A 13,804-nucleotide genomic window follows, 5' to 3' on the forward strand; every position below is an offset into this window, starting at 1 on the left:
GGCCGTGGTCCTAGGTGGGCGGCCAGCAACCTGGGGATGCCCGTGTGCGCGGCGACCCGCCCGGTGGGACGATTTGTATAGAACGACGACAAGGGGCTGAAATGTCTGCCATCGAGGAAAGCATTGACATCTCGCGTCGTCCCGAGGACGTCTTCGCCTACATCACCGACCCCTCTCACCTGCCCGAGTGGCAGGAGAGCGCCGTGTCGGTCAGCCCGGCGGGCGGTGTGCCACACGCCGTGGGCGAGAAGGTTGTTGTGACGCGGCGGATCGGTCGTCGGGAGATGCCGATGACCATGGAGATGACCGAGCTGGATCCTCCGAGGAGCTGGCGGCTCGACGGGGTCGATGGGCCGGTCAGGGGCCATGTGAGGGGCACGGTCGAGCCGCTCGGCGACGGTGAGCGGTCGCGGGTGACGCTGTCCCTCGACTTCGAGTCGCACGGGATCGGCAAGCTGCTCGTCCCGCTCGTCGCACGTCCGCAGGTGCGGAAGGAGTTGCCGAGGAACGAGCAGAAGCTCAAGGGCGTGCTTGAGCGGAGCGCCTAGCCAGACCTCACAAGGCTGCCTTGCCCAAGGGAGTCGGTGAGCCACCGCGCGACCGTACGCAACCTGAGGGCTGCCGGTACCCCGCGTCGTACAGCACGCGGAAGCCACCATTTCGGCCCGCCGGCCCGGGAGTTGATCGACCAGCCTTGTGCCCTCGATTCAAAGAGCTGCTTGACCTCAGGCACACCCAGATCAGCCAAACCGCCGGCCGCGCCGAACCCCCAACTGAGACCAGGACTGAACCGCGGGCACGCAAGCAGCACGCACCCGCCGCCGCCGACGCATCCGCTGAACCAAAAAGCCCAGCTCAGACAGAGTCGGAGCTGGGCTTCAAAAGAGCCGCCTTCGGGATTCGAACCCGAGACCTACGCATTACGAGGTCTTTCAAGGGACCTGCCGGACCAGCGGTGACGCGCGATTGCCCCGCTGACCTGGCCTTTTATCATCTGCGACTGTCCCGTGCCATCTCTACCTTTCCCGCGCTCGCGTGTACGGCATGTGTACTGCGGCACTGCGGGAGGTCCCCAAGATTGTCCCCACTTCAGTGTTCACTTTGAACACCTGCCTGTGTATAGTGGACACCAGAAGCTCCAAAGAGAGGGGCTTCCGCTCAGCTAGGGGGCACGGATGTACAGCACTTCGAAGGTCGCGCAGGACGTCACTCTCGCCCGCCTGATCAAGGCGACGGACAACGAGCACCCGGTGACCATCACGTACACCAAGGCCGACGGGACCGAGACGATCCGGACCATCGAAATCTTCCAGATCCTCACCACCAAGGCCGGCGACATCATCATCAAGGCGATGGACCGCGACAGCTGGGAGTCCCGCACCTGGCGGCTGGACCGCATCCGGTTCTACACCGTCCACCGCACCGCGCCCCGCGTCGAGAAGACCGCCGACGTCGAGCCCATCGCGCCGGTCATCATCCGGACGCCGGAGGAGCTCACCGCCCGCGAGATCGCCCGCGATGACCGCGAGTACTACAGCGACCTGTACGACCGCGAGCCCGTCGAGCACGACGCGGCCTAAACGCACAACGGCCCCGGGCGGCGCTACCAACGCCGGCCCAGGGCCTACGACCCGACAACCCTCATCACCAGGGAGTCAGACCATGTACGAAACCGTATCGCCCACCGTCAACCCGTCCGACACGCTGCCCGGCCTCCCGCCCCAGCAGGCCGCGAAGCAGCACCCCGAGCAGCCGACCACGTGGACGTTCACCGAGCGCGGCACCGGCCAGCCGATGACCGTGACCTGCATGCCGGGCTGCATCCTCGACCACACGAACGACATCGCCACCCCGTCGTACCCGGGTGACATCTGGTGCCAGGCACCCCGCCAGGACGTGACGCTGCCCATCAACTCCAACGGGTCGCCCGAGGAGTACCGGGTCCTCAGCAGCACTCTCAACGTCCGCCCGTTCGACGAGATGGTGTCGGCCCGCCTGCCGTTCGTCTCGCTCGAAATCATCGACGACCACTGGATCGAAGACCTCGACCCGGACGGACTCGAGACCGTCATCCGCACCCTGGCCGAGCGGCTCGACGACCTACGCGAGGCGCACGCCGAGCTGGTCCGCACCCGCACCGAGTACGCCGCGCGGCGGCAGGCATGAGCGCGTCCGAGGCTTTGGCGCTGGTGCTGGCCCGCCGGATCCTGACCGACGCGGTTGGTGCACAGAGGACGCCGACGACCGCGGTGCGCATCCTCGCTGCCCGTGTCGGTGAGCTGGAGCAGGCCATCCGCGCTGCCGTGGCCGTCATCGACGAGCTGGCCACCGACAAGGAGGCCGGCCGGTGACGACTTCCTACAACCCGCTGCACGACCCGGCCAGCGACGCCCACGCCTGGACGCCGCCGCTGGACGTGGCCATCGACCGGGCCCGCAAGGTCCTCGACGAGAAGGCCGCGGCGAACATCCACGACCGGGACGAGATGATCCGCGCCGCGACCGGCCTGGAGATGGTGCTGCGCGACCTGCTGAACGCGCTCGACAAGGAGGCCGGCCGGTGAGCGCATCCATGGTGCGCCGGCCGACTGAGGACGCCGCTGTTGCGGCGGCGTCCTCGTCGTCCTGGCCGGACTTCTGCCTGACCCGCCTGATGGCGGCCCTCATCACTGCCAACCGTGCCGGTGACCGGCACGGCGTCAACTTGTGCGCGCACCGTGTGGTGCGCATCGCCGAAGGAGTCGAAGACTCATGCTGAAGTTCCGTACCGAGCAGCGGACGCGCACCGTTCCGCACACGGTCGAGGGCGTCACCCACCGGGTGACCGAGTCGTTCCCCGTGAAGACGCCGGTGCTGCCGCGCGACTGGGACAAGGCCGCCATCCGCGCGGCGTCCACGCTGGTGCTGGCTCTCACTGCTGTCGCGGTCGTCTGGTCCACGGTGAGCATCGGCTCGCTGCTGGGTGGTGGTGTCGGCTACGCCGCGGCCGTGGTGTTCGACGTGTCGTGGCTGGTCGTCCTGATCGTCGAGTGGATGGCCCGGTTCAACGCGAAGAAGCGGGAGGTCCCGCGCACGGTGGGGTGGCTGCTCGTCGCTGGCGCGGCCGGCGCCATCTTCTGGCATGGCATGGAGACCGGGACGGTAGCCCTGGCTGTCGTCGGTGCCGCGGTGTCGGTGGTGAGCAAGGTTCTGTGGCTGGTGGTCATGGGCTTCGTTCACCGTGACCTGTCTCCCGCTGATGCGCAGTGGGTCGCGGCGGAGATGAGCAAGTCGAACGCGAAGCTGGCGATTGCTGGTGTGCGGCGTCAGGCCGCGGCTGCTGAGGCGCGTGCACGGTTGGAGCTGCTGGCCGCCGAGCGGGTCCTGCGGGAGGTCGACGAGCTGGCCGAACAGCTGCCGAGCAAGCCCGAACTGGTCGCCGAGCCGGTGTCTGGAAGTCCAGACACGGCATCCGGGCCGGTGCCGCTGGCCAGCACGAACCCTGTTCGGACAGCAGGCGTGCAGATGCCGAGCATCGCCGAGTTGGCCCGTGAGCAGATCAAGGACGGCGCCACCAACAAGGACGCGGCCGAGGAGATCCTGCGCCGCATCCCGAACGCCAACGCCGAGAGCGTCGCCGCCACCGTTCGGCGCGAACGCCGCGGCCTGCAGACCAACGGAACCAACGGCTACCTGTAGCCCCGTCGAAGGAGATACCACCGTGACCAGTGCCGAATACCGGGCCCGCGCCGTCGAGCTGCTGACGCCCGAAGGCCGGCGCCTGCGGCCCACACCGGAGCAGGTGGCCGAGGCCGCCGTATGGGCCGAGCTCGCCACTTCCGCCGCGCTCGACGAGAGCAGCAGCAAGGGCGAGTAGTTCCGCCACGGGGCGGCCGTCTACCGACCAAGGACGCCGGCCGCCCCGTGTACCCCGCCACTCATCAGAGAGCAGGAGACACAAGCATGACGGATCTACAGGTACCCGTCGTACTCGACAAGGCAGGCACACCCGATACGCCCGTACCCGAACCGACCGAGACCGAGGCACGCCGGCCCCGGCGCCGCGTCCGTATCGACTCGCTGCGCCGGATGTTCGTCGACACCCGCCAGCACCCCGCCTACCGGTTCACCGTCCGCCACGGCGCCTACGTGTGGGGCGGCAGCCGGATCATCACCCGCCGCTCCTGGGAGGCCCGCACGACCGCGCTGCACGCGCGGATGATGCGGGTCGCCGAAGCGTCCGGCAACGAGGAGATGGTGCAGAAGTGGGAGCAGCGGGCCTACGCCTTCCGGTTCGCCCGGCACAAGCGGCGCATGGACCTGCTGCAGATGGCGATGAACGCCCCGCGGGCGCTCGCCTCCGCCCTCGTCGGCGTCGGCGGTGCGCTGCTGATGGTGGGCATCATGATGGCCGTCTACAACCACGACATGCGCGACGTCCTGGCCCCGACGAACGCAGTCATCGAGTTCGTCGGATGGGTGGCGTTCATCGCCGGGATCATCTGGGAGCCGCTGCTGTACTCCCTGCCGGCCCTGCTCCTGGCCGGCGCGTGGGCGGTCGGCAAGAACCAGAAGACCGCACCCGTGTGGGCGCTGCCCGCAGACGCGGGTGAGCTGGACGTGCTGCCCGACGAGAACGCGATCCTGCGGGCGCTGGGCAAGCTGTCGATCCCGCAACTCAACACGGCCATCAAGGAGGGCTGGAAGCCCCGTTGGGTGCAGCCCACGACCCGGCTCGGCAACGGCTACCACACGCAGGTGCAGCTGCCGCTGGGTGTCACCGTCGAAATGGTGAACGGCAAGAAGAATGTGCTGGCCCACAACCTGATGCGCAAGCCGGTCGAGACGTGGCCGACGGAGCCGCCCAACCAGCCTGGCGTCCTTGACCTGTGGGTGGCCGACCAGGGTTCGCTGAACGGGCCGGTGCCCGCCTGGCCGTTGCTGCACGAGGGCACGACCGACTACTTCAAGGGTGTGCCGGTCGCCGTGTCGCAGCGGGGTGAGCCGATCATCGGGAAGCTGATGGCGGCGAACTGGATCGTCGGCGGAATCATGGGCTCGGGTAAGACGTCCATCGTGGTGTCGCTGCTGCTCGGTGCGATCCTCGATCCGCTGGTTATCGCCGAGGTGTACGTGATGGCCGCGAACGTGGACTACGACCCGCTACGGCCGCGTCTGCGGAAGCTGGTCAAGGGCGACGACCCCGAAGACCTGCGGGCCGCACTGGACGCGCTGCGCGGCCTGTCCAACGAGGTCACCGTGCGCGGCAAGCTGCTCGAGGAACTGGGCGGCGAGTCGACCAAGCTGACGCGTGAGCTGGCACTGAAGGACCAGAGGATGCGCCCGAAGGTCGTCGTCTTCGACGAGTGCCACGAGCTGTTCATGAACAAGGAGTACGGCAAGGAAGCTGCCGAGCTGGCGATCCGCGTGATGAAGAAGGCCCGCAAGGTGGGCATCACCCTGATCTGGGTCACCGTCTCGCCGACCGCGGACAGCATCCCGCGGGACGTCACCCGCAACACGTCGCACCGTGTGGCGTTCGCGGTGGGCGACCAGGTCGCCAACGACGGTCTGCTCGGGTCGGGCAAGTACAAGGCCGGCGTCCGCGCGACGGAGCTGGTGCCCGGCCAGGACGTCGGTACCGCCGTGACCTACGGGTTCACCTCCAAGCCGTTCGAAATCATCCGGTCCCACTACGTCGCCCGCGACCCGGAGAAGGGCGTCGACGAGGTGACGCCGGTCGTCGAGCGGGCGATGGGCCTGTACGAGGGCGGGCCGGCTGACGCGCCCGCGTTCGCCCCGGTCGACCATCTCGCGGACATCGCGGCCGTCCTCGGGCACGAGCCGCGGATGCGGACACAGGACGTTCTGCATGGGCTCCAGGACCGCAACCCGGTCGTCTACGGCAGCTGGTCGTTCCGCGACCTGAAGGGCGTCCTCGACGACGCCGGGCACGGCGAGTACAAGACGAACGGCGGCAAGATGCACGTCAGTCTCGACCGGATTCTCGACGCCATCGCGGCCCGTGACGACGACGATCCTGACGAGGGAGGCACCGAAGAGTAGAGGGAGTTCTCCCTACCCGCCTCCTCACCCTGCCTCCCTGTACATGACCTGCGGAAATGGCCAGTCAGGGAGGCAAGGGAGGCACCCGCGAGGGGAGCCCGGAAGCCCGTATATGGGCCTCTGGGCTCCCCTTCGCTGCTTCCCTCCCCGCCTCAGAGCTTCCCGAGCGTGTTGACTACCCCGCCCCTGCTGCTGACCTCCCGGCGCAGCGGGTCGATGAGGACCTGGGCCACCTGCTTCCCTTCGAGGTGCAGGTTGACCTGGATCATCTCGACCTGACCGTCCGAGCCGGACATCATGCGGCGGGTGTCGGGGTTGGAGTGCACCCGTGACCCGGGGGCCAGGTCGACCAGTTCGGGGCCCTGCTCGCCGACCAGCGTCATGCGGGACCGGGGTCCGCCGCCCGCTGCACCGACGACGCCGCCGGTCGCGAGACGGCCGGTGAGGTCTTTCATCTTGCCGCTGTAGTTGTAGCGGACATTGATGTTCACGGACTTGTCGTGCAGCGACGCCAGGTCCCGCTTCGCCTTCGCGATCGCCGCTGTCAGCTGGTCGATCCTCGCCCGCACCGACGCCTTACGGCTGTCGGGCACCCGCGCCAACTGGTTCTTCGCGTGCGCCAGCTTCTGCTGCAGATCCTGCATGTTGCCCTTGATGAACGCCGTCTTGTTCGGCGTCTTCAAGATCTGATCCGCCAGCCGTGCCGCCGCCGCCTTGGTGAGGCCCATCTGCGTGGCGGACTTGATGAGTTCCCCACGGCCCCGGGCATAGATGGCGCTCGCGGTCTCCCACGACCCGCCGGAGTCCCGCACCGCCTCAACGGCTTTCATCGTCGCGCCAGCCAGATCATCCAGAGCCTGGTTGTTCGCGCGGCCCTTCTCCGTGTTGTTGTCGAGGGTCTTCCCGTTCTCCTTGAACGCCGCGGTCGCCGCATCAATGGCGGCCTCCATGCCGCGTACCCCGCCACGCGCAATCAGGTACGCCTCGTTCAGGGCGTGGATGGACTGCCGCAGGCCGTCGGTGCTCTGCTTCTGCAGCTCCAATTTGGATTGCACGGCCTGCGCCTGGGCGCCAAAGAGGCCCATCGCCTCGGCTGCCAATTGCTGCTCGAACTTCAGATCAGCGACAGCGGCCTTGTACTCGCCGAACTTCCCCTCGAGTCCCTTGGTGGAGTGCCCGGCAGCGGCCATCTCCTCCTTCATCCGCTTGAACACGACCGCGGCCATGTCGCCCTTGCCGCTGGACACCAGCTGCGCCAACGCCTTGTCGACGGCGTCGATGTCGCCCTTGGCCTTCTTCAGCGGATCCGTGTCCCAGCTGAACGTGTCGCTGATCCACCGGTCGATCTTCTGCCCGTTGCTCGGGGAGATCAGCAGGTTCAGCGATTCGGTCAGACCGCCCAGGTCCTTACCGAACGCGCGGGCCGCCTCGCCCGACACCTTGCCGGTACGGGCCAGGTTCCCGAGCGACGTCGTCAGCCGGTCGACATTCGGCGGCGTCGACCGGCCCATCTGCGACAGCTCCGACAGGGCGATCAGCAGCAGGCCGATACCGGTACCCGCGACCGCCAGCCGCACAGTGCGCGACAGGGCCATGAACGCCCCGCGGAGCGCCTGCAGCGATGTCCCGGACGCCGCTGCCGCCGTCCCCGCTGCTATCGCCTGAGTCCTGAATGCCGCGAGCGCTGTTGCTGCGACAGCCATGCCGGCGGACGCCATCTTCACTGCCTTGAACGCGATCGCGATCTGCAGCAGCGTGGAGATGAGGCCCACCGGGAGTGAAGCGACCAGCTTGGCAAAGGCGTTGACGACGGTGAGCAGGCCCACGCCGGTATCGGCTGCCGCCCTCACCATGTTCGTGAGAGCCGTAGCAACGTTCTTCAGCGTGTCGCCGACGAGGGGCCCGTTCTCCTTGGCGAAGGTCATGAACTCCGACAGGCCGCCGGCCACCTTGCCCGTGTCCAGCGTGCGGGTGAGGCGGATCAGACCGTCGTTCGCCTTGGCAAGGGCACCGGTCGCAAACGCGCTGAACGACTGCATGAACTTGTCGAAGCCCTGGGACTGGATCCCGCCCGCGACGATCGTCATGAACCGGTCGAGCTCGCCACTGGCGCCCTTCACGAGAGGCGTGAGCTTGGGGAACAGCGCGCCGAACACAGCGAACGACTTGGTGACCACGGGCATGGTGGTGTCGGCCAAGCCGTCCGACCACGCCTTGTACTCCTCCTTCAGGACAGACAGGCCGGCCGCTGCCTGCCGCGTGGCGGGCGGCAGCTGCTTCAGCGCCGCGAGGTACGCCACCTCCGCCTTGACCGCCTCCTGGGAGGTCTTGCCGTGCTGCTCGATCGCCTTGGTGTACTCCTCCTCCGCCTTGGCTGCCTCGCCCATCGCCACGACCTGAGGACCCACTGCCGCGCCGAACGCACCAACGGCTACCGTCGCCGCGCCGAGGCCGGCCGCGATCGGGGCGGCTGCGGAGGCGATCGGGATCAACGCCGGGGCGAGGCTGATGGCTGTACCGGCCGCGCTGCCAAACGACTTATCCATGCTGTTCGCGGACTGCACGAGCCGATTCAGCGAGGCGTTGATCGAGGCGATACCCGCCCGGGTCGAGTCGCGGACGCGGACGACGATGTTCACGTCATCAGCCATCGCTGACACCCCCGCTCGAGCGCAGCATCCCCGCGGCGAGGAGCCCCGTGAGCTCCACGTCCTCCGCCGATGACCACTCGTAGGGCGGCATGCCGAGCATCTCGAGGAGCTCCACGTACTCGCCGGCGCTCCACTGGTACGCGGACGGGTCCACGCCCAGCGCAACGAGCAGCGAGATGACGACGCGCAGCACGGCCATGCACCCGATGTCGCCGTCCCGTACCCGCTGCCGCGCCGTCTCGACGTCGTCGTCGGTGACGTTCAGGAGCAGTACCGGGAGTCCCTTGTTGTCGCCCTGGGCGATGCGCACCACGCTGTACGTGGACCCCTCGCCGCTCATGACGACCGCAGGATGACTTGCCCGGATGCGATGTCCTCCTCGAGCTGGCGGAGCCGCCGCTCAACACTCGCCCGGACGTTCGCCGGAACGTCGCGGCCCCAGTCGCGCAGTTCGCTGCTGGCCGCCTCCTCCGCCTCGTGCCTGTTGCGGAAGTACACGGGCGCGCCCAGTGCTTTGGCGCGCTTCGGCCGGGGCTCGGCCGGCGCGGGCGCGGGCAGCTTGGCCACCTTGCCGAGCAGCCCGTCGCTGCGACGCTCGAGGGCATGGCGACCCGTCGCCGACCTCATCCCGGTGCCGCGCGGCCAACACACAGCAGCCACCTGGTCCGTGACCCAAGTGAGCAGCGCCACCGACTGAACCGGCACCCACCAGACGCCGCGGATCCGCAGCCCGTCACGCCCGCCGCCGGTCTGATGGTCGCGACCCTCCTCGACAGCCAGGCCACGTACCGTCAGGGCGGCGCTGTGCCGGGCTATCAGCGCGTTGTGGGCCTCCGCTGCGCCGTACAGGTCCAACAGCGCCTGCTGCGCCGTGCTGGCCGCCGTGGCGAGCGCGTCGTGAGACGCCTCGAGTTCCTTCTTCGCCGCGCCGATCTCCTTCGCCGCTGCCTTCTCCACGTCCGGCCGGTCGGCCAACGCCTGCTGCTCCGCCTCGTACTGGACGTTGAGCCGCTCGAGCTCGCCGCGGACCAGCTCGATACGGCCCTTCGCGGCGGCGTAGGACGCGCCGGCTGCGCTGGTGATGTACCGCTTCAGCCGGAGCTTGGTGACGGTGTCCTCGGCCTGCTCGAGCTCGAGGGCGACGCGCGCAATGTCCTCCTGGGTGATCATCACGCCTCCTCGGTGTTCGCGGTGATGAGGTGCTGAACTGCCGTCGTGGTCCACGCCCCGACGCTCGGCACGCCACCGGGCGGGGTGTACGGGATGGCCCACCGGTTCAGCTGCACCTGGATCGCGGTGAGGCTGTCGCCGGCGGCGCGCATCTCGAGCACGTTGCGGATGACGGACGCGGGGACGGCGGCTGACGCGCCCGCCTTGTTGGTCTTCGGCATGGCTGGGTTCCTTACTGGTTGCGGGTGAGTCGGGCGACGACGGCAGCCCATTCGGCGGACTGCCGCTGCGGGCTGGTCAGGTTGGCGGCGAGCGCGGCGAAGTCCGTGCCCTCGTCGGGGTCGGTCTGCTCAGTGGCGAGGCCGGCCTCTACCGCCTCGGCGCCGACGAACCAGGTCTCGCCCTTCATCAGGGCGCGCCAGCTGGCGACGGTGCCGCGCCCGGAGCGCTTGGCGTACACGTCGGCGATGTTGTTGCTGGTCTTGTCGAGCAGGTCGGCGAGCTCGCGCATGTCCCTGCACTCGCCGATGCACACACCGTTCGCCTCGTGGATCATCATCGTGGCGTTCCGGCCGATGATCCGGCGGTCGCCGGCCATGGCAATCACGGAGGCGATCGAGGCGGCGAGGCCGTCGATGTACGTGGTCACCTTCGCCGGGTGCTGGCGCAGCGCCTCGTAGATCGCGATGCCGTCGAACACCTCGCCCCCGGGGGAGTTGAGGCGGACGTCGATGCTCGAGGCCGTGATGCCCTTCAGCTCGCGGGTGAAGTCCGCGGCGTTCGTGCCGAAGAACCCGACCTCGTCGTAGATGGCCACCTCTGCCGTTGCGGCGGTGGCGTTGCTGATGCGGTACCACTGCCGGCCGGACGGTTCGGCCAGGGTCTTGGCCTGGGGTGAGCGGCTGCTGATGCGCCAGCTGCGGGGGTACTGGGTCATTCGGTCACCTGCTGTCTGGTGGGTGGGCAATTGGCCCACTCCTATGGTCGCGGAATGTGCTGTCCGGTTGGGCCAATCGGGGTGGCGAATCTTTGTGGGCTTCCCGCATTCGGAGGTGGCCTCCGGTACCTCGTTGCTGTGGGCGGGCGTTGCGACAACGGAGCCCACCCCGGGGCAACACTGGCGCGTGTCATAGGCGCGCCCTATCCTGTAACGGAGGGTCCATCCGTTTCGGTTATGGGTCTGGGTGGTTGGGTGCGGCGGTCTGAAGGTCCCGGGAGTGGATGCCCCCGGGGCCTTCTTTCGTGTCCGGGGTGGGGCGTGGTCGCTGCTGGAGTTTGGCTGCGTGTCGGCGGGCCAGACCCTTGGAACGGGCAGCAGCAAAAGCGGCCCTGGCTTCTTTCGTTGCTGCGATCTTGCGGCGTGCTGCTTCGACCTTGGCGCGGACTATGTCGTCGACGTTCATGACTGACTCCTCTCGAGGGCGCGGCGCCGGCGGTCGGTTTCCTTCGCAACCTCGTCCGGTGTGGGCTCGAGCTGGCCGGGTCCGATGACGAGCCAGAAGCCGCCCACGTCGTCGATCGGCTGTAGGTCTCCGTCGACGCAGACGGATGCGACGATCTGCCGGAAGCCGGTGAGGCCGGTGTCCTCGAGGGTGTGGTCGTCGTACTCGACCTCTTCTTGTACGAGCCAGCCGGGCATGGGCTCGAGACTGAGGCCGTTCGGGGTGATGAGGGCGACGCGCCATCCGTCCGTGGGGCGGACGTCGATGACACGGAACTTGACGTCGGTGGCCATGGGTTCTCCGTTCGGGGTGGGGTGTCCCTGCGGGCTGTCCCCTGTCCCCTCCCTAGGTAGGGAGTAGGAGGGGACAGGTGTCTTGGTCGCCATGGGGACAGTTGGGGACAATCGCGGGGACAGTCTTGACCTGCTGTTCTTCTTGATCCGGGAACAGGTGGGGACAGGCGTGGGGACAGACAGTTCGGACAGTTCGGAAGGGGACAGACAGTTCGGGGCTATCCGGCTCACCGCTGATCCCCCTTTGCCGCGTAGTACGCCTTCACTCCGGCGGCGATCTGGCTGACGGTGCCCGTCTTGCCAGGCAGCGTGATCCCGCGGGAGGCAGCCCACTCCTTCAGCTTCTCTCTGCCGATTCCGGGCGGTACGTCCTTGGCCAGCAGCTCGTCGACGTAGCTCTGTACGAGCTGGTTGGCCTCGCGGACGGTGCCCTTGTCGGCGAGCTCATGGCGGGTCTGGCCGGTCAGCCACATGCCCGCCGAGCCTTTGCGGCCCCGGCGGGTGAGGTGCATCAGGTCGTCGCCGAGGCCGGTGCGGGTGTGGGTCCGCTTGAGCTTGATCTCGGTGGTGACGGTCTGGATTCCGTCGTCATCACGGCTGTGGTTCTCGTTGAGACGGGTCATCTCCCACACGTGGTCAACGTCTTGAGACTTGGCGGAGGAGCCGCGGCTCCCCTTCTCGGCGTCCTTGCCCATGTGGTCGAGGCGGACGCCGGCGACGCCCATGCCCTTGAGGGGGGCGTGCACGCGGCCGTAGAACTGCAGCCACGTGTCGGAGTCGTTCTCCTTTCCCGTGATGAACCGGCTCACGGTGTCGAAGATGACGACGTGGGGGTCGATCTCGCTGACGATGCGGAGCAGCTCCTGGACGGCGATCGGGGCGGCATCGAGCCCACCGCTGAAGCGGGGGAACATGCGGTAGTCGAAGCCCTCGAGCTCGTCGGGGGTGGCGCCGAGGGCTTGCATGCGGGTGACGACGTCGCGGAGCCCGTTCTCCCGGTCGAAGTACAAGACGCGCAACGGGTCTCGCCGCTCATCCCCGAGGAACGAGCGGCCGGTGACTGCCCGCCAGAGCCAGTCGTGGGCGAACAGGCTCTTGCCGACCTTGCCGTCGCCGACGATGGCGACCTGCTGGCCGCGCTCGATGAACCGACCGGGCAGCCAGTCGATGTGCGTGAAGTCGGTGGCGAATGCCTGCTTCCAGTCGAGGCTGGGGAACCGGTCCTCGGGCTGCTCGGCGGGGTCGCCCTGATCGCGCGGAGGCTCCGCCAAGGGGTCTTCCCTCGGCGGAGCCTCCACATGGTTCGTGGTCAAGCCGCCAGCTCCTGACGGTGGGTGAGGTACCGGCCGGGCTTGCCGGGGATCTGGATGGGTGGCCAGCCGGGGGTGGCCCGCAGCTGGTGCGGCGGCTGGGGGTGGGCGGCGGCGTCGCGTTCAGCGAGGGTTGGCCGTTGCCATACGGGTGCGTGGGGCGCGAACGCGTCCTTCAGCCACTGGGTGACGTCGTCGCCGTACTTGCGCCACATCTCCGCGGCCTCGAGGGCGGCGGCGAGCCGCTTGGGGTCGTCGGGGTGGAGCTCGCGCCATGCCGTGCTGGCGTAGGGCGGGAAGTCGCGGGCGTACCAGAGGCTGCGGGCGTCTGCCCACAGGCCGGCGATGTCGCCCGGGTCGAACTCTGGGGCCTCTGGTGAAACTTCCGTTTCACGCGTCTCGCCTGTGCATGAGGCTGTGCAGTCGAGGGGGTCGCGGTGTCCGCACTCGAGGGGCTCGAGGCGGGAGGCTGCTTCTCGGCGCGCCTGCAGTTGCTGACTGGTGGTCTTGGGTGGATCGGTCGTAGGCTTCAAGGGAAGCTCCTCGACGGCGGCGCATACGGGTTCTCGGCCCGCGCCGCCGTTTGGCTTGTCTGGTCAGTGGATGCTTCTGGCCCCTGCCTGGATTGCCGTCCTGGTGGGGGCCGCTCACGTTCAGGCGGCGGTGACGGTGCGCGCGTCGAGCCACGCCTCGATGCGGCTGCGCTTGTACCTGATGCGCCCACCGCGGCCGGGGCTCGTCTTGATGTAGTCGGGGCCGACTCCGGTCCAGCGCCAGTTGGCGAGCGTCTGCGGGTTGAAGCCGTACATCGCGTGTACCTGCCTCGGACTGAGGAGTTCTTCAGCCACCGTTATCTCTCCTTTGGTGTTCACATTGACCACCATCATAGCTACA

18 protein-coding genes and 1 pseudogene are annotated in these 13,804 nt (G+C 68.2%); 9 read left to right on the plus strand and 10 right to left on the minus strand.

Annotated features, from left to right (window positions below; translation table 11 throughout):
* Nucleotides 1-101 precede the first annotated feature (101 nt).
* Nucleotides 102-548 carry an SRPBCC family protein gene (locus ACH4YL_RS03770; RefSeq protein ID WP_398504511.1) on the plus strand — a complete coding sequence of 149 codons (447 nt, stop codon included), beginning with the start codon at nucleotides 102-104 and terminating at the stop codon, nucleotides 546-548.
* Between the two features lie 76 nt (nucleotides 549-624).
* Here the strand turns inward: ACH4YL_RS03770 and ACH4YL_RS03775 are convergent.
* Nucleotides 625-707: pseudogene (locus ACH4YL_RS03775) on the minus strand (GntR family transcriptional regulator); the annotation flags it as partial.
* Nucleotides 708-1,175: 468 nt separating this feature from the next.
* Between ACH4YL_RS03775 and ACH4YL_RS03780 the strand changes: the two are divergent.
* From ACH4YL_RS03780 to ACH4YL_RS03815, 8 genes are all read left to right on the plus strand, one after another.
* Nucleotides 1,176-1,580 carry a WYL domain-containing protein gene (locus ACH4YL_RS03780; protein ID WP_398504513.1) on the plus strand — a complete coding sequence of 135 codons (405 nt, stop codon included), beginning with the start codon at nucleotides 1,176-1,178 and terminating at the stop codon, nucleotides 1,578-1,580.
* A gap of 82 nt (nucleotides 1,581-1,662) precedes the next feature.
* On the plus strand, nucleotides 1,663-2,166 hold the full coding sequence (locus ACH4YL_RS03785) for a DUF6907 domain-containing protein (RefSeq protein ID WP_398504515.1): 504 nt from the start codon (nucleotides 1,663-1,665) through the stop codon (nucleotides 2,164-2,166).
* Nucleotides 2,163-2,351, plus strand: a complete 189-nt coding sequence (locus ACH4YL_RS03790) for a hypothetical protein (protein WP_398504517.1) — start codon at nucleotides 2,163-2,165, stop codon at nucleotides 2,349-2,351. Before ACH4YL_RS03785 ends, ACH4YL_RS03790 begins: the two co-directional genes overlap by 4 nt.
* Nucleotides 2,348-2,563 carry a hypothetical protein gene (locus tag ACH4YL_RS03795; protein WP_398504519.1) on the plus strand — a complete coding sequence of 72 codons (216 nt, stop codon included), beginning with the start codon at nucleotides 2,348-2,350 and terminating at the stop codon, nucleotides 2,561-2,563. Before ACH4YL_RS03790 ends, ACH4YL_RS03795 begins: the two co-directional genes overlap by 4 nt.
* On the plus strand, nucleotides 2,560-2,757 hold the full coding sequence (locus tag ACH4YL_RS03800) for a hypothetical protein (RefSeq protein WP_398504521.1): 198 nt from the start codon (nucleotides 2,560-2,562) through the stop codon (nucleotides 2,755-2,757). The genes ACH4YL_RS03795 and ACH4YL_RS03800 overlap by 4 nt, the downstream gene beginning before the upstream one ends.
* Nucleotides 2,751-3,677: a hypothetical protein gene (locus ACH4YL_RS03805; protein ID WP_398504523.1), complete on the plus strand. Its 927-nt coding sequence runs from the start codon at nucleotides 2,751-2,753 to the stop codon at nucleotides 3,675-3,677. The genes ACH4YL_RS03800 and ACH4YL_RS03805 overlap by 7 nt, the downstream gene beginning before the upstream one ends.
* A 22-nt stretch (nucleotides 3,678-3,699) precedes the next feature.
* The gene (locus ACH4YL_RS03810) at nucleotides 3,700-3,855 is read left to right on the plus strand and encodes a hypothetical protein (protein WP_398504525.1); all 156 of its coding nucleotides are present in this window, start codon (nucleotides 3,700-3,702) and stop codon (nucleotides 3,853-3,855) included.
* Nucleotides 3,856-3,941: 86 nt separating this feature from the next.
* On the plus strand, nucleotides 3,942-6,044 hold the full coding sequence (locus ACH4YL_RS03815; protein WP_398504527.1) for a zonular occludens toxin domain-containing protein: 2,103 nt from the start codon (nucleotides 3,942-3,944) through the stop codon (nucleotides 6,042-6,044).
* 152 nt (nucleotides 6,045-6,196) lie between these two features.
* On the opposite strand, the gene ACH4YL_RS03820 is transcribed toward ACH4YL_RS03815, so the two are convergent.
* From ACH4YL_RS03820 to ACH4YL_RS03860, 9 genes are all read right to left on the minus strand, one after another.
* Complete coding sequence (locus tag ACH4YL_RS03820) at nucleotides 6,197-8,695, minus strand: hypothetical protein (RefSeq protein ID WP_398504529.1); 2,499 nt, start codon at nucleotides 8,693-8,695, stop codon at nucleotides 6,197-6,199.
* Nucleotides 8,688-9,035, minus strand: coding sequence for a hypothetical protein (locus tag ACH4YL_RS03825; RefSeq protein WP_398504530.1), 348 nt, complete (start codon nucleotides 9,033-9,035; stop codon nucleotides 8,688-8,690). Before ACH4YL_RS03825 ends, ACH4YL_RS03820 begins: the two co-directional genes overlap by 8 nt.
* A complete protein-coding gene (locus ACH4YL_RS03830) occupies nucleotides 9,032-9,865 on the minus strand; it encodes a hypothetical protein (RefSeq protein ID WP_398504532.1) in 834 nt (277 codons plus the stop codon). Before ACH4YL_RS03830 ends, ACH4YL_RS03825 begins: the two co-directional genes overlap by 4 nt.
* Nucleotides 9,865-10,086 (minus strand): hypothetical protein, encoded by a 222-nt coding sequence (locus tag ACH4YL_RS03835; protein ID WP_398504534.1) that lies wholly within the window; start codon nucleotides 10,084-10,086, stop codon nucleotides 9,865-9,867. Before ACH4YL_RS03835 ends, ACH4YL_RS03830 begins: the two co-directional genes overlap by 1 nt.
* Before the next feature lie 11 nt (nucleotides 10,087-10,097).
* A complete protein-coding gene (locus ACH4YL_RS03840) occupies nucleotides 10,098-10,802 on the minus strand; it encodes a head maturation protease, ClpP-related (RefSeq protein ID WP_398504536.1) in 705 nt (234 codons plus the stop codon).
* Between the two features lie 462 nt (nucleotides 10,803-11,264).
* Nucleotides 11,265-11,600 (minus strand): hypothetical protein, encoded by a 336-nt coding sequence (locus ACH4YL_RS03845; protein WP_398504538.1) that lies wholly within the window; start codon nucleotides 11,598-11,600, stop codon nucleotides 11,265-11,267.
* Nucleotides 11,601-11,827: 227 nt separating this feature from the next.
* Nucleotides 11,828-12,913 (minus strand): AAA family ATPase, encoded by a 1,086-nt coding sequence (locus ACH4YL_RS03850; RefSeq protein WP_398504539.1) that lies wholly within the window; start codon nucleotides 12,911-12,913, stop codon nucleotides 11,828-11,830.
* On the minus strand, nucleotides 12,910-13,443 hold the full coding sequence (locus ACH4YL_RS03855) for a hypothetical protein (RefSeq protein ID WP_398504541.1): 534 nt from the start codon (nucleotides 13,441-13,443) through the stop codon (nucleotides 12,910-12,912). Before ACH4YL_RS03855 ends, ACH4YL_RS03850 begins: the two co-directional genes overlap by 4 nt.
* A gap of 120 nt (nucleotides 13,444-13,563) precedes the next feature.
* Nucleotides 13,564-13,758 (minus strand): helix-turn-helix transcriptional regulator, encoded by a 195-nt coding sequence (locus ACH4YL_RS03860; RefSeq protein WP_398504543.1) that lies wholly within the window; start codon nucleotides 13,756-13,758, stop codon nucleotides 13,564-13,566.
* Between the last annotated feature and the right edge of the window lie 46 nt (nucleotides 13,759-13,804).

The organism is Streptomyces sp. NPDC020681 (assembly GCF_044334895.1).
In the GTDB taxonomy this organism is placed as follows: Bacteria; Actinomycetota; Actinomycetes; order Streptomycetales; family Streptomycetaceae; genus Streptomyces.